Raw genomic sequence first — 20,681 nt, 5'->3', positions numbered from 1 at the left:
TCAGGTGGCCAGATTTACTATGCCACTACAAACACCTGCTCCATCAGCAGGCTTGCGGCAATGGCTTTCAAGGTATCATTGATCGCTTCGGTTACAGCCTGTTCAGAAGCATCGGGCTCAGCAATCAGGTTGGTGAAGCGGGCTCGGGTCTTGTCAGGCGCATCCCGGGTGGCCCGACCGATAATTTGCACGATCTCGGTGAGGCTGGAGCGGTAGCCCACTGTCAGGGCATGCTCACACCAGATCCAGTCGAAGCCTTCCTTTGCCATGCCCAGCGCAATGATGATATCCACATGATCACGGTTATTCTTTTGTGCCGGGTCTTTCAGCGCAGCAGCAACCTTGTCTCGTTTTGTCTGGTCATCGTCCACCAAGTCAGCAATACGAAGCACCTTGCCACTTGGCATCTTGACTAACTGAAATCCAGTGGCAGGGTCACTACCTTGCCAATCCCCCAACGCCTCGATGATGTGCTCCACCTCCTTGATCTTGTCCTTGGTGCTTTCCCGGGAATTCACATTGGGAATGTGGACAATGGTTTTCTCAGTAGGATCAAGGACTTTCAGAATTTCGTCAGCATAAGAGCCAGAGTAGAAGTAATAGCCTATATCCAGCTGTTTAAGGTACTCGTAACCGTTGAGCTGCTCGTAATAGGTATAGGTAACCGTATCGAACCGGGATTCATCCTCAGGCGCCAGAACGGCTTCGGCATCGCCCCGAAAGTAAGAGCCCGTCATCGCCACGATGTGCGTCTTGTCACGGCGGATAAACTCCCCCAAGTGAGCGCCAAGGCGGTTATCCGGGTTAGCCGAAACATGGTGAAATTCATCCACGGCAATCAAGCGATCATCAAACGCAGCAACCCCAAACTGATCCACCGCGAAACGGAAGGTGGCGTGGGTGCAGACCAGCACCTTGTCGCCACTCTTCAAAAAAGCCCCAAGGGATTGCACCTTGCCACCATTATCATTGCCAGGCGCATTGCACAGATTCCATTTAGGCTCCACATGCCAGTCAGCCCAGAAGCCGAACTGGCTTAAGGGCTCATCATTAAAACTCGAACCAATGGATCTTTCCGGCACTACAATAATTGCCTGTTTAAGACCTTGGTTTTGTAGCTTGTCCAGGGCGATAAACATCAGTGCCCGGCTTTTACCGGAGGCAGGCGGCGACTTGATCAGCAGATACTGCTCACCACGGCGCTCATAGGCACGCTCCTGCATGGGGCGCATACCCAGCTCATTGGACTTGGTGGAGCTGCCGTTGCCGGCGTAGGCAACCGATACAGACGGAATGATTTTTGTCATTGATCCACCTCGTTATTGTTACTGCCACTGTCATCGTCCATTAACTCATCGGACTGTTTAAGCAGGCGGTCGAAGTCACTTTCAAACAGGCGATCCTGCACGATGCGGTATTTTTCGAACTCGCTTTCGGCGTGAGCCCTGGCAATCTCGGCGGTGATCTTGCCCGCATCCTGCAAAACTTCCCGGTCGGTAGCTTCCAGAAAGCGGTTGAGGCGGGTTTCCCAGTCCTGCATGGTCATGGGTATTTTTCGCTGGGCCATGTCTTCGGCCACATCCAGATAGGCGTTCACCAGCCGGGTGAGCTGCGCCATTTCATGCTCGGTCAGGTAGTTCTTGGCGACTGACACATCGAATTTCTGGATTTTGCCTCTGGGGGCATCCTTCCAGGAAGTCAGCCCCATATTGTCCTTGTCCGCGTCGGCGCGCTGATACACCACCTCGGCCGCTGTCTGGCCGTGAATGGCCCAGTGCAGTTTATTCTGCACCGTGGCAAAGAAGCGCTTGGTGGCCTGAGCGGTTACATCGTAGTCAATGGCCGTAGCGTAGATGTCGGTAATCTTCTGGTAGAACTTGCGCTCCGACAGGCGAATCTCGCGGACGCGCTGCAATTGCTCTTCAAAATACTGCTCGGTGAGGATGGAACCCCCGCTTTTCAGGCGCTCGTCATCCATCACATAGGCTTTGATGGTGAACTCGTCAATAATGCCCGTGGCCCACTTGCGAAACTGCACCGCCCGTTCGGAATTGACCTTGTAGCCTACCGCGATAATGGCGGGCAGCTTGTAGTGCAGGGTGTTGTAGTGCTTGCCATCGGCGGCAGTTATTCGAAATTTTCTAATAACTGACTCTTGCTCTAACTCACTGTCGGAAAAGACTTTTTTCAGGTGGTAGTTGATGGTGGGCGGCTCCACATCGTACAAGGTCGCCATCATCTTCTGGCTCAGCCAGATGCTTTCATCGGCGTACACCGCCTCCACACCACCACCGCCGGTGGCGGCCACAAAGGTCAGGTATTCCGCCGCCGAGGAGCGGGCAATGGACACTTCCTTGCCGGGATTGGGCTTTTTGCTCATGCCTTGGCCTCCTTGGCGGTCATCTTGGTGTAGAGCTCAAACAGCTTTTCCGAGCGCTCGGTGTCGTTTTTGAAACGGCGACCGATATAGATGCGTTCCAGCATCGGGCGAATAATGCCAATCTCGTTGAACCTGGAGGTTCCGCCGTTGTGGGTGGCATAATATCTTGCAGAACGTAGCATTTTTTTATACGCCTGCCTTCGCATCACGCAACCACCTCCATCATTTCCTGGTAGTGCTTTTCGTCTAACTCGTTAATCCAGTCAAAAATATCTGAAATGACGGAAACCCCTTCACCCATAAGGTTTTCAACGAAATCATCATTAGTTTCAATCAAATCATTATGCGAGTATTCATTGATGAACTTATAAATTTTATCCTTCCTTTCATCTTCTAGGCTGGCACTAGCAGAGACGGCTGTATTGAATAGGTTGGCAAAGTTGCCCCGATTTTTGGGGAATTTAAAGGATAGAAAAGCCTCCAGTAGCTTTCGAGATAGATTGGCAGCAAGAAAATGATCGTCGGTTTCAAGGTTTTTCTGGCCTTTAAGCGAATGCAGCCGTGAAAATATGTAGTGATATTCCGAGTTATAACGCGTTAATGCTGGTTCAGCGTCCGTATATGTTGAAGCCCTTGGTGTTTCGTTGTTTGCCGTTACCACATAAAAATTTGCAATGTTTTGATTATCACTCTTATTCTTTCTTGAAATCCAGTCGCGAACCAGTTTGAAAAACGTAAAATTATGGGTAAGAACAAATAGTTGCTTTGCTGTCTCACAATTCATCTTCATAAATGAATATGCGTGGAAAAGGTGGTTTGAGTCGAAACTTGAAATGGGGTCATCAATCACAACAATAGTGTCTTCTGTTTTGTTATCGTTTTCCTTTAATTTTGTAACGAAATAAACAAACGCAATGGCTGTTTTTTCACCTTCGCTTAAATTGCCGTCAACAGGAGCTGAGTCATTGCGAAGTATTTCATAACCTTTTTTCGTCGGATTAAAGCGAAGGGTTAGTTCGCTACGGCCAAGGAACTTGTGAAGAGACTCGTTAAACTGGTCTGCTCCCAAACCTTCATTAGATAGTGAACCTTCAAGAATCCTGATCTCACTTTTCCGGTCGGTTATAACTTTTTCTAACGCATTATTGTTGGCTTCACGATCGATAACTTTATTTTTCTTGTCGTGGTAATCGAAATCCTTAACTTCTGTAGCTGCATAGTGAAGTTCAAGCCGATTTTTTGCTTTATCTGTTTCTTCTTTGAAGTTTTCTGACTTGTGATTGTGTTTGCTAACGGCTGCGCTAATCGCCACAATGGCATCGTTGTAATCTTTTATTGAAGATTCACTGATGACTTCGACCGTAAGACCTGTTTCAAGCGGGTTCTTGATTTTTTCCTTTAGGGTTGTATGCCAATCCGATATTTCTTCGTTCAGATTCTTTGTGGCCTTTTTCAAAGAAGCGCAAGCCTCACTATAATTCTTTTTGAATTCTTCATAAAAGTCACTTTCCGCTGGCAGAACAGGCTCTTGAATATATTGACTTGAAAGCCATATATCAGCCTTTTCAAGTCTGTCTTGAAAGGCCTTGTAATCGTCATTGAAATGAGCATTAAGCTGCTTTATTCGATCTTCGCTAATAGTGTTTCCGCAAAATTCACATTGATTTGTTTCGTGATGTTTATGGAGGCCAAGGCCAGTTTCAACCCAGGATTTTATATCACCGTGATCAACAAGACGCTGAATGGTTCGGCTAACCACACTGGTCGCCAGGAGGTCATCAAGGCGTTCTTTTGCCTTGGTGAAAATTTCCTGACTTATAGGCTGTTTAGTGAAGAAAATAGGGCTCTTTTGGTTTGGCTTGGCCGCATTAGTCAGCTCTATAATTTTATCTTCATCAAGAAGATAGGCGTCTGTTTTCGTTGCTTCAAGGTTGTCGGAAATAAACGCTTCAAACTTACGTTTATCATAATTTAGATAGTAGCGGTCAGTTGTATCAATGGACTGAAGGCTTGTCTTCATGTGCCTGGCGCTATCAGTTCCAAATTTAGAAATATCCCTTTTAAGCTTTTCAATTTCTCCAGATTCTTTGTCATAAGCCTCTGAGGCTTCCTTTTGTTCTTTCTTTAATTCTTCCAGTCTTTCTCGCTCTTTGATCTTTGCTTTATCTACCAGAAGGATACTTTTGACTACATTGTTCCATGAAATATTCTCGTCAATGAAGTCATGATTGAAGGTGTAGATGTTTAGAGTAGACTCGGAGATGTTGTCTTGTGTAATCGTGGCGCCGCCTTCAACGGGTATAGAGAATTCGGAAGTAGGGAACTTTATCGAATTGGATTTATTTTCGATGCACCGGAATACACCCGAGAGTGTCGATTTGCCACTGCCATTCCAGCCATAAAACAGGTTGTATCGCCCAAAATCCTTGACGTTAGTATTCGTATGGTTCAGGAAAATGCCGAACTGCTTTAGTTTCTGTATGTTCTTAATTGACATTGCATACATTTCCTAAAAATTTTTCAATTCTCGATAGTGGTATATCAACCGCAAGAAAGACATCGCTATAAATTTTGGCGATTTCCATAATGGGTTTACTGGAACGATTTTGCTCATACTGTCCCTGCCTTCTTCGACGAAGAGGTCATTTTGGTGTAGAGCTCAAACAGTTTTTCCAGGCGCTCGGTGTCATTCTTGAAGCGGCGGCCGATATAGATGCGTTCCAGCACTTCGTCGTTGTGTTCGTGGGCGGCGCGCAGATTGTCGGGCATGGAATCCGGCTTGTAGAGGTCGGCAATGGTGGCCGGGAAGTGGGCTTCGCGGGCCAGCAGGATATCTTCGGCGCAGCGGGTCAGGTCGGACTTGTTCTTTTCGGTTAAAGTGGGGACGGGGAAGGTGTTCCAACCCAGGGTGTTGGAATAGCGAAAATCCGTTTTCATCTTGCCGCAGACGATAGCGATCCAGACCAGGTGCAGGCGGGAGGCGATTAGGGCCAGATTCCAGAGAGGGGCGTCGAAAATGCCGAATGCCAGGTCAGTGATAATGGAACCTGGTGGTAGCAGCCCAACAGGAAGGTACTCGCGGGTTTCCGACGAAACTTTGGGAACAATAATTACTCTTTCATCGCCGTCTTGTTTGGCTTCCTCAAATTTATAAGGCCACTGCGCTCCATTTTGCGTTGTAACCTTCGAGCTTTTCCGGCGGGCCTTTGCTACGGCCTCAAAGCGCAATCCAAAATCGGCGATATTTGCCGCTTCAGGCATATCGCTGTCAGATATCCATATGCAGTATCGGATATCTCCACGAATATATTCGCTCGCACCATACACGCGCTTGATGAAGCGTTTGGCACTTGGGTAATTTTTTATAATTTCAGCAGCTTGCATTGCATTTAAGAGAAGGTTTCCTCCCTCTACCGGTTTGCCACCGGCCTCGATTATTCCTCTGCCATCTGAAGGTTTTGAAGCTTTATGCACGACGACATGAGGTGCAGCCACCAGATAAGCATTGATATTGGATACATCTCTCCTGGTCGTTCCATCATAAAATATTGATGCATCGTATCGGGCAGTGCCGTCATATTTGACTGTTTCTTTTGAATAAAGCCTCCGCACTTGCCCCGTCTGATTGGAAATCCCCACGATTACGACCGTCACGCCTGCATTATGACTGGCCAGGTTGGCCCACTTGAAACTGGCATGGGCAAAGGTAATCTCGTGGCCTGACTCAAAAATCAACGGCCAAAGAATCGGCACCTGCTGGCCCTGACAGATTGAGTTGGTCGATACAAAAGCCGATGCTGCCGGTGTATGTAAACCGTAGTCGGCGGCCTTCATAAACCAGCCCGCCACATAATCCAGCGATTTCCAGCTTTTTGTACGCCCTTCAAAAATACGCTTCAAATCGTGCTTTTGTTCGGCTGACTGCCAAGTGCTACCCAGATATGGTGGGTTACCGCAGATATAGGTCTCCCCTCCCTCATTCTCGAAATCAATTTCAGCTTGGTTAGTTTCCTCAAAAAGGTCGTCGGAATGATGCTTCACGCCGGTTCCCGTCGGCGGGCAGATGGAAAACCAATCCAGCCGCAGTGCATTACCCTGGGTGATCCAGTTTTCCGCATCCAGTGGTAAAAATTCCTGCAAGGCTTCCTGCTGACCGCGATAGCGTACATCGCACTGATACTCGGCAATGATCAGCGCCAGGCGGGCAATCTCGGCAGAAAAGTCCCGCAGCTCTATGCCGCGAAAATTGGTCAGGGGAATATCACTCTTCCGGCCTGTTTCGCCTCGACGCTCATTGATGATGTTCTCGATCTCGCGCATCTGCTTGTAGGCAATCACCAAAAAATTGCCGGAGCCGCAGGCCGGGTCAAAAACACGGATGCGGGCCAAACGATTGCGCAGGTTCAGCAGCTTGCGAGAACTGTCTTTCGCTTGCTCCAACTGCTCACGCAGGTCGTCGAGAAGCAGCGGGTTCAGCACTTTAAGGATATTGGGCACGCTGGTGTAGTGCATACCCAGTGAGCCACGCTCCTCTTCGTCTGCGACCGCCTGGATCATGGAACCGAAGATATCCGGGTTGATCTGGGTCCAGTCCAAGCTGCCGATATGCAGCAGATAGGAGCGGGAAATTTTGCTGAATCGTGGCACCTCCACGCTGCCGGAGAACAGGCCACCGTTCACGTAAGGGAAACCATTGGTCCAGCGCGGCAGTTTGGCTTTCTCGCGCAGGTCGTGGGCCGTGTTCATGGCGCGGAAGATTTCACCGATCACTTCATGGGTGTTGGCCGAATCCCGGGCGCTCATTTTCGTGATGGTATCGGTGAACAGGTCGGTGCCACTGAAGATATCGGTATCTTCCGCAAAGAAGCAGAAGATCAACCGGGCCATGAAGTGGTTCATCTCATGGCGTTGCGCTTCACTCCCCCAGTCCGGATTGTCTTTCAGTAATTCCAGGTAGAGCCGGTTCAGGCGACTGGTGGCACGGATGTCGAAGGCATTATCGGAAATCTGCTTGACGGTGCTGATACCGGCCAGGGGCAGAAAGAAGCCAAAGTGATCAGGGAAGTCCTGATAGGCGCAAGCCACGGTTTCGCCGCTTTGCAGGTCCTCGGCCTCAAAGTCTTTGCCATCGGTGGCGAGGATAAATTTCGCCTTGGCCCGACTGGTGGCCGGGCTGGCCTTCAGGGCCTCCAGTGTTTTGCTGACCGCACCACTCTCAGCAACAGCGATATGGATGTTATTGGTTTGGAGGAGGCCACCTACATCGGACTTATTCGTGCTGCCGGTACGCAGACGTTTAATCGTAGTAGCCTTGTTGCCAAAGGCTTCAAGAAAAGCAAACGGGAACTCAACCCCATCAAAGGACTGCTCTGCCAGTGCAGAGATGGCGGCTTCGATTTCTACTGCGTTCATAAATCCCGTTTTCCCGAAATAAACAATGTTCAGCGCTTCTTTTTTAGCATTTACGCTGGCTAATACTTCGTTTACTAAAATCTAGGCAATGCCTTAGCCATCACCATTGAAGGTTTCGGAGCGGACGAAGTAACTCTTCTTCATCTTCTTGCCCCCAGTTCCTTTCCTCTTCTGGCATTTGAAGGATGCCGAGAATGTACGGATGCGTTGGGTTCTCTACACAAATGGCCGTTTCAGTCATTGGCATATCTTCCGGCTCTTTCGGGAACCACCAATATGCCTTTGCTGCGCCTTGGTGTGTGCCGCCAGTTTGCTCGATCTCCGCCAGCAAAGATTGCCCAGGCACGGCAATGGTTCGTTGTCTTGCAGGCAAATAACAGCCGGATTTATAGGCCCTCTGGTTCGATCTTGCCCACAATACATGCCCATCCCTGACTGCGACCACCACCGTGCGCCGTGGCGCAATCTCGATCCATTTGAGTGCCGCCGCCATGCGGGACACACCGTACCGGTGACAGCAGTGATCAAGCAGTTCACGACTCATGGATTGCTGCCCGGCCACCTGCTTACGGAAATCGTCCAGCGGCATCAGCAAACAGGAGGCAAACGTATCGGCTTCAGCTTCCATCTTGCGCAGTGGTGAGTCCCAGTCATTCATATCCACCTCGCTACAGAGGAACTCTGTCCTTGGCTCTTCGCTATCCCCCTCTTCACCTTTCGTTCGATGGAGTACAAAGTGCCCCAGCTCATGGGCCAGTGTAAACCGCACCCGGCCCTGGGATGCCTGATCCGGGTTGTAGCAAATACGCCAGTGACCGGTATTCGGGTTGCGCTGGAGACAGCCTTCAAAGCCGTCCAATGGGATCTGTTTGACGCTGGTGATATGAGATTCAGGTGATATTTGCTTCGAATAGTCCCGCGCGACCTGCTCGACATCGACAGGATATCTTTCCACCCCATAAAGGTGGTTCAGTATCGCTGAAAGCCGATTTGCCTCCGCCTGGGGGCCCTTCATTCGTCGTCATCCCAGGCATCAAGCATCCTCTGAAGGCGCTTCTTCTCGGCAGAAGGGAGCTTTTGGTACTGACGGAAAAATGCTTCGTCTTTCACCGCCTCATCCGGCGATTCATCTTCAGCATTCCAGAGAAACTCAAGGGTGACCTTGAGGGCCTCAGCAATTCGGCTGAGCTTTTCGGCGGAAGGCTTCGGGTTATCCCGGTTCTCCAGTTCCCAGAGATAGCTCTTACTGGAACCCGTCTGCACGGCAAGTGCATCAAGGCTCATTTTCAATTCAGTACGACGGGCCCGGATTTTTTCACCTAGTGGTGACGCCATGTAACACCTCCCGGTTGATGGGGGACCAACTATACCGGTACACCGAACAAAACCATACCTATTGACAGACCTTTTCAAGCGTGGCAGCCTTTTATCAATGTTCGGCACACCGAACGCAACTGTTACTTTAAAGAGGTCAAAAATGAGCACCAACGTTTCTGAAAATAACCACCCAGCGAACAAGTCATGGGTTTTGGATGTGCAGGGAGAGCGCTTCGAGTGGGACAAACCCAATGTGACTGTCCGCGAGGCACTGGAACGGGCGGGTTACAGCCTTGCCCAGAAATGGATTCTCACGCTGAAAACTGGGGGCAAACCCAAACAGTCCGTGGGGCTGGACGACATCATTGATTTGACTCACCCAGGGCTTGAGCGGCTGAGGGTGCTCAAAGGTGCCGTCAATAATGGAGATTCGGCGCTACCGAGACGTGAGTTCGACCTACTGCCCAAGGACCATGCTTACCTGGATGGTTTGGGGATCAAGTGGGAGACGGTAAACCAAAGTGAGGGGCGCTGGTTGCTGCTGAAGAACTATCCCCTGCCCACAGGGTATAACCAGAAGGCCTGCACCCTTGCGATTGCCATTCCCGAGAATTATCCAGCAGCAAAGCTGGATATGTTCTACTGCTCTCCACACCTGTCCCGGACCGACAACAAACCCATTGAGGCAACTCAGGCAGAGAAAAGCATTGATGGCGTGCGCTTTCAGCGCTGGTCTCGGCACCCGACTGCTCCCTGGAACGCCGATACTGATTCGACTCGCACTCACATGGGGCTGGTGGATGAATCTATTTATCGAGAGGTGGAGCAATGAAGCAGCCAAACTCCACCCTTGTCATATCAGGCCAGGATCACAAGACGCTACATAACCACCTTTTCCCTGGAGATGGCCTTGAAGCGGCAGCTATATTGCTGTGTTCAAGAGTTCAGGGAAGCCGTCTCCGGCTGATGGTAAAAAGCGTGCATTGCGTTCCTCATTGCGAATGTGACAGACGAACGGATTGGGTCACATGGCCGGGACAACATATTGAGGACTGCCTGACGGAAGCCGAGGCGGATGACCTCTCTCTTATCCTGGTTCACTCACACCCGCTTGGCAGCAGTAACTTCTCAGAAACGGATGATCAATCAGATATCGAATTGCTTGATTCTCTGTTTCTGGCAAGAGAGCAAGGCAGGCCTGGTGAGATGCTGCACGGGTCAGCCGTTATGCTTTCAAATGGATGGATGCGTGCCAGGGTTTATAGCCGCAACCTAAAGTCGGAAATGCTTGACCTGGTAACGGTAGCTGGTGATGAAATTAGCTACCACTGGGAAGATGCCCCACAAGCTTCAATTCCCATGGCATTCTCGGAGGGAATGCGTGAGCAGCTCAAACGCCTGCATGTTGGAGTTGTGGGGGTTTCTGGCACCGGAAGCATTGTGGCCGAACAGCTATTACGACTAGGCTTTGGCGAAATAACAGTGGTGGACCATGATGTTGTTGAGAGAAAGAACCTTAACCGCATCCTTAATTCAACAGTTCAAGACGCAGAATCATCCATCCCCAAAGTCGATTTATTCAACCGTTCTGCGGCCGAAATCTCACCAGAAACCATAATCCATATGGTGCGCCAAGAAGCAGGAAGCCATAAGGCCATTGAAGTGCTTTCTGAAGCAGACTTGATTTTCTCCTGTGTTGATACGGCGACCGGGCGCGATATCTGCCAACGTCTTGCATCCTCCCTGCTTATCCCGCTTTTCGATGTCGGCGTTGTTATTCCTGTTCGGAAGGCCCGCCATGGAGCTGCTGCCATTCAGGACATACAAGGGAGAATTGACTACATCCAGCCAGGTGGCTCACCCCTGCAGAGTCGAGGGGTGTATACCGCTGATGATATCGCTGCAGAAGATCTGAAAAAGAATGATCCCGAACGATTTGAACGCCAGGTAGAAGAAGGCTACATGCCTGGCTTTGGTGAGGAGGCGCCTTCCGTCATAAGCGTCAACATGCGGGCAGCCAGCATGATAGTTCAAGAGTTCATCGCAAGAGCATTCCCATATCGCCTTGACGGAAATCGTCGCTATGCACGAACCATGTTTGCATTAGCCATTGAAGAAACGGAATACTTTGCCGAGGACGATTTTCCTGCAGTACGCTCTGATCGTTATGCAGCAGGCCTTTCTACTCCCTTACTGGGGCTTCCCATATTAGGAGAAATGTCATGGGCGGCATAAGACGCTTTTTCAATTGGTTTCAGCTGCAATTCGACAAATTATTTCCGATCAAGCTACAGCAGCATGAAGGAGACCTTTTTCCTGACCGTATACCCAAACGGCGCCTGGTGCTATTAAACGACGACGGCCCTTATGCTGCAGCCATGCAGTGCCCCTGTGGGTGCGGAGAGACCATTGAGCTAATGATAATGGAAGGCGTTTATCCGCGATGGGATATTCAGACCGATACCCGAAATAGGCCGACACTATATCCTTCAGTTTGGCTTAAATCGGGTTGTCGCTCACATTTCTGGCTTAGGAAGGGGAGAGTGGTTTGGTGTAAACCTGAAAATTGTGTATGAATATGATTAAACCCCACAGCAAGATTGGCAGTGCATCATGGCACCATCTTTTAAATACAACCCATATCAAGTAGCGGCAACAACATTTGCATCATTAATCAGAATATCATGGGCATTCGCCCAATTAGGTCGGCAAAAGCATTCACTCCACTAACTCGGATCTGGACAGGCCAACGCGAGAATCGAGCGTCATTTGACGCCAGATTTGCAAGACTCTTCTAGCAAAATCTGTCTTGGCCAATGGAATCTGGCTCTCTATAATAGCCCTATCTTCAGTGACAATCCTATCACCTACCATACGAATAAAATCCCAGAAAAACTGTTGACACCCTTCTGGCCATTCTTCAAATTCTGAAATGGTCTCAACCACCATTTTGCAAGCAGTGCTGTTCCAGCATTTCTCAAGAGCTTTTTTTACTGAGCTTATCGCTGCGGGATGACAGTAAACATTACTTAAGTGAGTGCGCAGCAACTCTAAACGTCGATCTGTGAGGCCAAATTCACACACCATCTCCAAACCAGATCGTTGGGTCCAAGCGTCCCGCACGGTTTCAAGTTCGTTATCAATCAAGTCCGGATTCATCTCACGGTATAAAGCTGCAATCTCCTTGCCTGGTGAACAGTTTGCCAGGTCGAAATGCAGGAATTTCACTAGCACTTCCGGAGGCAATCGCCCAGATGCGCCCACCGCGCCCGGCACCAAATAACCAGCGTAATGGCTAATTCGAATTCTTGCAGTGTCAATTTTAAACTCTTGAGCAATGTGCCCCTCTGATTCCTCAAACTCCGGCATCCGTCCGTCTTCAGACAGATCAACCAGTTCCACGAGACGGAGCACCATTGCCTGCAGAAGCTCTAAAGTTTTCTCTGTAAGTCCAATTTCCACAGCCAAATCTAAAACTCGCCATGACTTGAACGTATACCAATTCGCCTTATCTTCCAGGCATCGCTCGACTGCCGACTTCAATTCATCGCCATACTCATTGCGAAGTACCTCGTTAGCTATAAAGAAGTTCGCTGCCATTCCCACGTCATCGGCACCTTTTTCGAGAGCATCAAGCGCGACTAGAGCAAGCGGCCAGCTATCCACACGAGTGGCCAGCTGCCAAAGGCAGCTTCTCCACTCTCCCGTGCTTACTGGGAGATCTTGTTCAACCGCGCAACGAATATTCATTGTGAGAGGAAACTCTCCAAGAACCTCCTGTATTAGATCATTCCTGGCACGGGCATCATCTTGGGATGCTTCCGAGGACAGAGCCTTTAGCAAGGAGAAAGCGGCGTCAGGATCAATGGATAATCCCAACTTGTGTCCCGCCCTCAATAAGATCGCCTTACCATTGCTGGAGGCTTCGTCTGAGAGAGCTTCTTCGAATAATCTCTGAGCGCGGTCATGATCTCCATTCCCAATAGCTCTCAGGGTCACGCTCCATGCTGTAATGTCTTTGGCTGAATAATAATGGGGTTCAAGGAGTTGGATGTCTTCCTTCGAAGCTTCATAACCAATTAGGTTGACCGACTCATTCACCGGCTCCCCCGGCTCAACAGAACTAAGTCGCTCCCGAGCAATAGCGATGCGATCTGCGAAAGAGGCTTCCTCCCAAACGGCTATGTCTCCCCCGGACATCATCCACCCCATCTGCCTGCATTGGTCAACCTCCGCGAGTAGCTTGAGCAAAAACTGCCGATCCCCCGAATACGCTAATGCTCTAGCGGCAACGAAACCTGAATCGCTCCGTTTATCTTCAGCCGCTTCCCGGAGAAATGACATCGCACGATCAGTCCCCACTCTGGCTAAAGAAAAGAAACCAGATACTTGAAGCCCTTCAGGCTGTCCCGTTTGGAGTGCTTTTTCAATGTATGGCAAGCTCAGGTCTCGTTCCCCAAGCGGAAGCTCTGCTGTTGCCTTGGCCCCAAGCATTAAGTCGGCCTGAAAGAGTTCACGCAGGAAATCATCAAGGTCTTCCTTCGGCACATGCCTAATCGCAAATATCCATGCATCATCCGCCAGTGCCTGCTGGAGAGAGCCGAGGTGCTGCCGCCAGTTGAGAGCAAGGTGTCGAGAAGCAAGAGCGCCGGCCACCAACTGATGGCTCCAGCGGAAACTCTCGTCAGCGGTTTTCAGCACGAGGTCATGCTTTCGCAGTAAGCCAATGAACTTGCTGCTAGTCATGCCATCTGCTCCGAATACGTCGGAGCACAGGCTCATAGCACGCCGGAAGGTCATACCGATTTGATTGGGGCTGCACGAGGCGCAACCGTCAACGACAAGCATCTCATAGGCCATGGAGGAAGCCATTGCTAGCACACTTTCCCTTGGCAGATCTGACAACGGGTCTTGTGAAGGGATCTCAAGATCTCGCTCCGCACGTGCCGAAACAATTTCCTCCAATAGATCACCCAGGGTATCTCCCAGTTTCTGAGAGTCATTCCAGAGCTTAAGAGCGGCCCGAACAGCAAAAGGGGTCCACATGAAGGATCCCACCGCACGCGACGCCATTGCTCGATGGGCGTCTGAAAAGGCGGAGACATCTAACTCATCAATGAGCTCATGCCGCGCAAGGGCTTGGACCCTTCCTGGAGTTAACGGCAGAAGGCGAAGCGTCGCACACGGAGCGGTTGGCAAAACGGTTCGAACCGCTCGGCTATCTTCTCGTGACGTAAAAATGCACGAGATACTTTTTGACGTCAGCAGTGGCTTAAGCTCTCCAAAAAGGGCCCTTACCACGTCTGAAGGCGCCTCGTTAATGCCATCACAGAGAATTTGGACCTTGTCAGGTAGCATCCTCCAACTACCACTTTTAACTCCGAGCTGCGCACGCACTGCCGAGTCGAGTCCTCCCGGTACATAGTCCGAACATGCGATAATCACAGAGAGCATTGCGTCTGATGACTTCTGAGCCACCTCTGCCCGAACCAGTTCAAGAAGAGTGGTTTTCCCAGCACCTCCCTCGGCCGTCACCAATACAACCTCGCCAGGCGAAAGAGCCGCTAAAGACTTGACAGTTAGAAGGTCTTTCGTAGGTGATGATTCTTGAGGGCCAGGATCGGCACCGGACAATTCAACAAGCCCTGCGGGTAACTCGCCTTCCTCAAGCTGAGGGGTTACGACCTCAGCGAAGCCCCCGCACCACTCCTGATAAGCCTGGCGATTGAAAAGAGCTCGCGGATGCTCCCGAACGGCGGTGGACACCTTAAAGAATCGCTCTAGAACGTTAAACGCCGAATCCCAGGCAGGTGATAACGCATTATCAAACTCATCCATGTCCCACGCAACAAGCCTATCAAGCCCACGGACGTACGAGGAGACAATTTCTTCAGGCTCTACTCCGCCCTTGGCAAGGCGATCCTGCAACGTTTTTAACTCACCGTCCACGGCCTCACTAATAACGGCTTTTGCTGCTTTTATTATCTCAGTGCGATCTGTCTCCAGAAGCATCCGACGCAATTCTCGAGTAAGCCCTCCTGTGCAAATGAAGAAATGGACCCCCACATCTGACTTCCCGAGGTGGGTAGTCATCGCCACCTTTGCAATCTCTTTTGCTAGCAGAGGGATGCCCAAACTAGCTTTCTGTCGTTTGCATTGAATACAGACCTTCCTTTTAGAGTCCGCCACGACTCCATATACGTCAAACCCTCCGTCACCGCTCCCAGCTGGCTGGCCATCGATAATGACCCCTTGATGCGATTGAATTGAGATAAAACATCCGAAAACACACTTTTCGAAGTCATCCGCAGACAGCTTTTCAAACGGTACCGACCGCGCTTCAAACAAAGGGTGAGGAGTACTTGATGGATCTGCTTCTACACTCATATTCTGCCCCGAGATTACTGACTGGTATGAAAACTCACCGAGTAGGTATTGTCGAGGGGAGCAGGCGGCGCAGTAATGGACCGCCCAAGACCGACGATATCCACATGAAGAAGAATGCGGCCACGATCCCAGATTATTTCAACCACATATCACCCCCATGAAGCCAGGAAGGAATGGCCTTCCTGACCCCATCTCATGGAGGTTTCATGATCATTCAATGTCCGTCCTGCCGCTCTATTCGCATTGTCGCGCCTCAGAATGGCCGCAAGATTGGCGGGACTGTTGGCACTGCTGCCGGTGCTGCCAGCGGGTTTGCCATGGCTAGCAGCGGCGCTCGCGTGGGAGCGACTGTCGGCCTGGCGTTTGGGCCTGCCGGGTCTGCCATTGGTGGTATCGCCGGTGCCGTGCTTGGCGGTCTGGCGGGTGGCGTGGCTGGCGGCGAGGCCGGAGCCGCACTGGGCGCCAAGCTCGACGAGACCTATCTCGACAACCTGGAATGCCTGGATTGCGGACACAGCTTCCGCCTTGATGCCGAGTAACCCCGACTCCCCCCTTACTTCTCTCTTGAAGCCCGCCCAGCGCGGGCTTCTTTATGCCCCTTTGGAGGCCTGAATGGATATTCCCACTTTCGTAAAGAACGAGCAGGGCCTGTACCACGTACAAGGCTGCGTTAAACCCGAGGAGATTGTCAGTACGGCGGCCACTATTCTGCTGGATGACCTGACGAGCCGGGAGGCACTCACTGCACCCACCGATGTCGCGCAGTTTCTACAGCTGGCTCTGGCCCAAGAGAAGAACGAAGTCTTCGCGGCCATCTTCCTCAACAACAAACACAAGGTGCTCAGTTTCGAGCCCCTGTTCACCGGCACCATTGATGGCGCGGCGGTGTATCCCCGCGTGGTCGTACAACGGGCCTTGGCCTGCAATGCCGCCGCCGTGATCTTTGCCCACAACCACCCCTCCGGCTGCTGTGAGCCCTCACGGGCAGATCAGCAAATTACCAAGCGCCTGTCTGATGCCCTCGCGCTGATTGATGTGCGGGTGCTCGACCACTTTGTGGTGTCCCGCTCCGAGTGGGTCAGCCTGGCCGAACGGGGCATGGTTTAACCCCTTCCTTGCTTATCACCCTCTCATCATTCATTGGAGATTCACCATGTCACATCTTGTCGAAAACATGGCCTATGTGGGCCGCACACCCTGGCACGGGCTGGGCAACCAGCTGGCCAGCCAACAACCGCTGGAAGTCTGGATGCGCGAAGCCGGCATGGATTGGGAGATCCGTGAGACCCCGGTGCGCTTTATCAGTAGCGAGGCAGGCGCTCTCGGGCAGATCTCCTCCTTCCCGGATCAGAAGGTGCTGTTCCGCTCCGACAATCAGGCGCCCCTGTCGGTAGTGAGCAACCGCTTCAAGGTGGTTCAGCCCCGCGAGGTGCTGGAGTTCTACCGGGATCTCACCGAGCAGTCCGGCTTTGAGCTGGAGACGGCAGGCGTATTGAAAGGTGGCCGCAAGCTGTGGGCGCTGGCTCGCACCGGGCAAACTGGCTCCTTGGCAGGCAATGACCAAACCAACGGCTACGTGCTGTTAGCCACCGCCTGTGACGGCACCCTGGCGACCACGGCGCAGTTCACCAGTATTCGAGTGGTGTGCAATAACACCCTCGCGGTCGCACTGAACGGCAACACCCATGCGGTGAAGGTACGCCACAGCACCACCTTCGATCCGCAAGCCGTGAAGAAGCAGCTGGGGATTTCGGTCTCTGCCTGGGATGACTTCATGTATCGCCTGAAGGCCTTGAGCGAGCGGCGCATCACCCGCAAGACCGCCGAGAAGGTCATGCAGACCATCTTCACGGATACCGGCTATCAGCCACCGGGCATGCCGGTGAAGGCCAACGAGCAGGCCATGAAGAAAGCCATGGCCCTGTATGAGGGTGCTGGTCGCGGGTCTGAGTTGGCATCCGCCAAGAACACGGCCTATGGCCTGCTCAACGCGGTGACCGAGTTCGTGGACCATGAACGCCGCGCCCGCAGCACGGACAACCGGCTGGACTCGGCCTGGTTCGGCAAGGGTGCCCAGATCAAGCAACGCGCTCTGGAGCAAACCTCCCTGCTGGTCGCCTGATACCGACCCGATCTTTCTCTCCCCTCTCTATTCCCGCTTAAAAGAAACCTGGAGAACACCATGAATCTGAAATGGCTCTACCGCCTGTTGGCGGTATGGGACTGTCGCCCTATGCCTGCTGAATTGGCAGCGGTGTGGGGCGCGTTCCTGCATGAAGGCTTGATGTGCCACCCCGGCGATCCGGGGCGCAGTCGCCGCATCCTGGAGACCTGGGACAGTGGCTGCATCGAGCTGATCATCGCCTCGTGTGAATACCTGGCCCCGCTTTGGCAGACGGTCTCTCACATCTGGTTCGAGCCCCGTGGGCGTCCCGGCATCTTCGAGTACGAAGTGGTCAGCGAGCTGGGCGAATGGCTGGGTGAGCAACTGCTCACTACCGGCCACCTCCCCAGCGATAAGCAAGCTGAGCGCTATATCGAAGCGTTGGTGAATGATTTCTTCGAGACAGGTGATGAGTCACCCTCGTCGTCAGGTCGCACAGCATGATGCCGTTTTGGCATTACTCGCACTCCATCCCCTTCTCTTACCTCTAGCCCCGGCCGCTGTGCCGGGGCTTTTCTTTGTCAGGAGAACACTCATGGCACAACCGAAAAGCACCACACCTGGCCAGCGCCCTGCGCTACGCCTGGTCTCTACCAAAAGCATGAACCGCGAAGACTGGCTGAAGATCCGTAAGCAAGGTATCGGCGCCAGTGATGCCGCAGCGGCAGTGGGCATCAGCCCATACCAGTCCCCACTAGAGCTGTGGATGATCAAGACCGGGCGCGACGGCCTCCTTCCCGCCCCCGATCCGGATGACATTCAATCGCCGCTCTACTGGGGCACCCTGTTGGAACCCAAGGTGGCCGAGGCGTATGCCAGGATCACCGGCAACAAGGTACGGCGGGTGAATGCCGTGCTGCAACACCCGGATGGTGACAAGCCCTGGATGCTAGCCAACCTGGATTACGCCGTGGTTGGTAATGACGACGTTCAGATACTGGAATGCAAGACCACCGGCCAGCACGGCGCCAAGCTATGGGCGGACGGTGTTCCAGAGTACATCCAGTGCCAAGTACAGCATCAGCTGGCGGTTACCGGCAAGCAGGCTGCCGATGTGGCCGTGCTGATTTGCGGTCAGGAGCTGCAGATTCACCGCATCGAACGGGATGAAGCACTGATTGCTCACCTGTACGAGCTGGAGCGGGAGTTCTGGCAGTTGGTGGAAGCGGACACTCCACCGGACCCGGATGGCTCCGACTCTGCCGGCAAGGCCCTGCAAGGGCTCTATCCTCGCGATGAAGGCGAAACCCTAGATCTCACGGCTAACCCAGCCATGGAAGGCGACTTCAATGAACTGCTGGATCTGCGTGACACCCTTGCCCGACTGACCGAGCGGGAATCCACCCTTAAACAACGCATCCAGCAGTCCATGGGGCTGGCCAGCAAGGCTACCTTCACTGTTGGCTCCGTGACCTGGAAGCGCAGCAAGGACTCCACCAGCCTGGACACCAAAGCCCTGCTGCAGGACCAGCCGGATCTGCTCAAGCAATACCCCAAGCACAAAGCCGGGAGCCGTCGCTTCCTGGTTCGTCCCAATGCTTAACCTCTACGACTCACGGCATAACAGCCGGGCTTGGCCCGGCTGCGCCTATGCCTGTTATCCATCAGGAGAATCCCATGATTAAAGGACTCGCGATTACCCCACCCGTCATTGGCCGCATTAGCATCGGTCGCGTAGTGGAGAAGAACGGCAAGCGTCTGCCGGAGAAAGACGACCAATTCACCATCACCACCCAGATACAGACCCGGGACGGCTGGCTACCGCACCCGCTGGATGAGGCCCTGCGCCAGGAGGTACAGGGCAAAAAGCTACGAAGCATTCCCGTCACCCTGCCCTTCAATGATCCGGACCTGAATCTGCGAGCGGAGTACACCTTCTTCGAGCGGAAGAGCGGCAGGCCGCTGTGTGCCGGAAACGGAGAGACTTGCCGACGCCATACCGAGAACGGCCTGGAATCCCTACCCTGCCCATCACCGGACCTCTGTGACTACGGCAACCATGGGCTGTGCAAGCCCTATGGTCGGCTGTACGTCCAGATAGGAAACGATGATGAACTGGGTTGCTTCGTGTTCCGCACCACCGGCTACAACAGCATTCGGACCCTGACCGCACGGCTGCGCTACTTCCACGCCATCAGTGGCGGCAACCTGGCCACCCTGCCTCTGGAGCTGAAGCTGCGCGGCAAAAGCACCACCCAGAGTCACCGGGCACCGATCTACTACGTGGATCTGACCCTACGTGCAGAGCAATCCATGAAAGAGGCTGTCACCCATGCCAGGGAAGAAGCCCAAGCCCAGGTGAATCTGGGTATCAATCAGGCAGAGCTGGACAATGTTGCTCAAGCAGGCCTGCTGAATGCCCGGTTCGAGTATTCAGAGGATGAGGGGCTTCAGGTTACGGAAGAGTTTTATCGCAATGAGGCCAACCAAGACACCAGTGCCTCAAAGCAGTCACCCGGCCTGAAAGAGGCACTTTCGGCAAAAGTGAGCGGGGGCGAATAACCCCCGCCTCAACTACCGATAGCGCAGCACCGCCGCATCCAGCTCAGCCTCTATCTCGTCACGAAGTGATGCCGGGGCAAGCACGGCGACCTTGGCACCAAAGCCGAGAATCCACCATTTCAGTTCTTCCGTATGCTCAACATCCACCGTCATTTTAATAACCCCCTCGTCATACTGAGCCAGCTTTTGGCTCTGATGGAGAGGGGTTTTGTAAAGGTGGCCCCCGCCTGATCGTAAAATAGAAGCTCAAGAGAAATCCGCTCTCCGTAAGGGAGATTCATATTGCCATTACGCAGGTAGCTATTGAGATCAAACGCCCGCATGCCCTGCACTGGGTCATCCAAAATTTCGACCCGGCTCAAGCGGTGGAGAGCAAGGTGACGATAGTTATCATAATCCTCGAAACGGGCGATCAAATAACGAACAGCCCCCGGTCCACCAAGGCCAAAGGGTGAACGCGTTTGGGGCTTTTCCTGTTCTTGTACCAGTGTAGTGGCATAGTAAATCTGGCCACCTGAT

18 protein-coding genes and 1 pseudogene are annotated in these 20,681 nt (G+C 52.4%); 9 read left to right on the top strand and 10 right to left on the bottom strand.

The window, feature by feature from the left end; all coding sequences use genetic code 11:
- Window positions 1-17: 17 nt before the first annotated feature.
- From A11A3_RS16260 to A11A3_RS16235, 7 genes are all read right to left on the bottom strand, one after another.
- Window positions 18-1,307, bottom strand: coding sequence for a DEAD/DEAH box helicase (locus tag A11A3_RS16260; RefSeq protein ID WP_008930427.1), 1,290 nt, complete (start codon window positions 1,305-1,307; stop codon window positions 18-20).
- Window positions 1,304-2,380, bottom strand: coding sequence for a virulence RhuM family protein (locus A11A3_RS16255; protein WP_008930426.1), 1,077 nt, complete (start codon window positions 2,378-2,380; stop codon window positions 1,304-1,306). Before A11A3_RS16255 ends, A11A3_RS16260 begins: the two co-directional genes overlap by 4 nt.
- Complete coding sequence (locus tag A11A3_RS17855; RefSeq protein WP_157375797.1) at window positions 2,377-2,589, bottom strand: hypothetical protein; 213 nt, start codon at window positions 2,587-2,589, stop codon at window positions 2,377-2,379. Before A11A3_RS17855 ends, A11A3_RS16255 begins: the two co-directional genes overlap by 4 nt.
- The gene (locus A11A3_RS16250; RefSeq protein WP_008930424.1) at window positions 2,586-4,877 is read right to left on the bottom strand and encodes an AAA family ATPase; all 2,292 of its coding nucleotides are present in this window, start codon (window positions 4,875-4,877) and stop codon (window positions 2,586-2,588) included. Before A11A3_RS16250 ends, A11A3_RS17855 begins: the two co-directional genes overlap by 4 nt.
- A 113-nt stretch (window positions 4,878-4,990) precedes the next feature.
- Window positions 4,991-7,792: a class I SAM-dependent DNA methyltransferase gene (locus tag A11A3_RS16245; RefSeq protein ID WP_008930423.1), complete on the bottom strand. Its 2,802-nt coding sequence runs from the start codon at window positions 7,790-7,792 to the stop codon at window positions 4,991-4,993.
- 100 nt (window positions 7,793-7,892) lie between these two features.
- Window positions 7,893-8,807 carry an ImmA/IrrE family metallo-endopeptidase gene (locus A11A3_RS16240; protein ID WP_008930422.1) on the bottom strand — a complete coding sequence of 305 codons (915 nt, stop codon included), beginning with the start codon at window positions 8,805-8,807 and terminating at the stop codon, window positions 7,893-7,895.
- Window positions 8,804-9,127, bottom strand: coding sequence for a helix-turn-helix domain-containing protein (locus A11A3_RS16235; RefSeq protein WP_008930421.1), 324 nt, complete (start codon window positions 9,125-9,127; stop codon window positions 8,804-8,806). The genes A11A3_RS16240 and A11A3_RS16235 overlap by 4 nt, the downstream gene beginning before the upstream one ends.
- A gap of 142 nt (window positions 9,128-9,269) precedes the next feature.
- Between A11A3_RS16235 and A11A3_RS16230 the strand changes: the two genes are divergently transcribed.
- The 3 genes from A11A3_RS16230 to A11A3_RS18240 are packed head-to-tail and all read left to right on the top strand — an operon-like array spanning window position 9,270 to window position 11,685.
- A complete protein-coding gene (locus tag A11A3_RS16230; RefSeq protein WP_008930420.1) occupies window positions 9,270-9,941 on the top strand; it encodes a multiubiquitin domain-containing protein in 672 nt (223 codons plus the stop codon).
- On the top strand, window positions 9,938-11,344 hold the full coding sequence (locus tag A11A3_RS16225; protein WP_040297363.1) for a ThiF family adenylyltransferase: 1,407 nt from the start codon (window positions 9,938-9,940) through the stop codon (window positions 11,342-11,344). Before A11A3_RS16230 ends, A11A3_RS16225 begins: the two co-directional genes overlap by 4 nt.
- On the top strand, window positions 11,332-11,685 hold the full coding sequence (locus tag A11A3_RS18240; protein ID WP_083851797.1) for a ubiquitination-like system serine protease family protein: 354 nt from the start codon (window positions 11,332-11,334) through the stop codon (window positions 11,683-11,685). Before A11A3_RS16225 ends, A11A3_RS18240 begins: the two co-directional genes overlap by 13 nt.
- Window positions 11,686-11,827: 142 nt before the next feature.
- Here A11A3_RS18240 and A11A3_RS16220 read toward each other — a convergent pair whose 3' ends face one another.
- Window positions 11,828-15,496, bottom strand: a complete 3,669-nt coding sequence (locus tag A11A3_RS16220) for a restriction endonuclease (RefSeq protein ID WP_083851796.1) — start codon at window positions 15,494-15,496, stop codon at window positions 11,828-11,830.
- A 206-nt stretch (window positions 15,497-15,702) separates the two neighbouring features.
- Here A11A3_RS16220 and A11A3_RS16215 point away from each other — a divergent pair, with 206 nt between their 5' ends.
- The 6 genes from A11A3_RS16215 (at window position 15,703) to A11A3_RS16190 (ending at window position 20,162) form a co-directional block, all read left to right on the top strand.
- On the top strand, window positions 15,703-16,035 hold the full coding sequence (locus A11A3_RS16215) for a hypothetical protein (protein ID WP_008930417.1): 333 nt from the start codon (window positions 15,703-15,705) through the stop codon (window positions 16,033-16,035).
- Window positions 16,036-16,108: 73 nt separating this feature from the next.
- Window positions 16,109-16,603 (top strand): RadC family protein, encoded by a 495-nt coding sequence (radC, locus tag A11A3_RS16210; protein WP_008930416.1) that lies wholly within the window; start codon window positions 16,109-16,111, stop codon window positions 16,601-16,603.
- A gap of 46 nt (window positions 16,604-16,649) precedes the next feature.
- The gene (locus A11A3_RS16205; protein ID WP_008930415.1) at window positions 16,650-17,618 is read left to right on the top strand and encodes a DUF932 domain-containing protein; all 969 of its coding nucleotides are present in this window, start codon (window positions 16,650-16,652) and stop codon (window positions 17,616-17,618) included.
- Between the two features lie 60 nt (window positions 17,619-17,678).
- A complete protein-coding gene (locus A11A3_RS16200) occupies window positions 17,679-18,104 on the top strand; it encodes a hypothetical protein (RefSeq protein ID WP_008930414.1) in 426 nt (141 codons plus the stop codon).
- A 91-nt stretch (window positions 18,105-18,195) separates the two neighbouring features.
- Complete coding sequence (locus tag A11A3_RS16195) at window positions 18,196-19,203, top strand: YqaJ viral recombinase family nuclease (RefSeq protein WP_008930413.1); 1,008 nt, start codon at window positions 18,196-18,198, stop codon at window positions 19,201-19,203.
- A 74-nt stretch (window positions 19,204-19,277) separates the two neighbouring features.
- Window positions 19,278-20,162: a recombination directionality factor gene (locus A11A3_RS16190; protein ID WP_008930412.1), complete on the top strand. Its 885-nt coding sequence runs from the start codon at window positions 19,278-19,280 to the stop codon at window positions 20,160-20,162.
- 12 nt (window positions 20,163-20,174) lie between these two features.
- Here the strand turns inward: A11A3_RS16190 and A11A3_RS18180 are convergent, their stop codons facing one another.
- Both A11A3_RS18180 and A11A3_RS18105 read right to left on the bottom strand, forming a co-directional pair.
- On the bottom strand, window positions 20,175-20,321 hold the full coding sequence (locus tag A11A3_RS18180) for a WCX domain-containing protein (protein WP_338157298.1): 147 nt from the start codon (window positions 20,319-20,321) through the stop codon (window positions 20,175-20,177).
- A pseudogene (locus tag A11A3_RS18105) lies at window positions 20,312-20,681 on the bottom strand (hypothetical protein); the annotation flags it as partial. The gene A11A3_RS18180 and the pseudogene A11A3_RS18105, both read right to left, overlap by 10 nt.

Source organism: Alcanivorax hongdengensis A-11-3 (assembly GCF_000300995.1).
Lineage (GTDB): Bacteria > Pseudomonadota > Gammaproteobacteria > Pseudomonadales > Alcanivoracaceae > Alcanivorax > Alcanivorax hongdengensis.
Note: the sequence above shows the minus strand (reverse complement) of the source record. Positions and strands in the feature narration are given on the sequence as shown.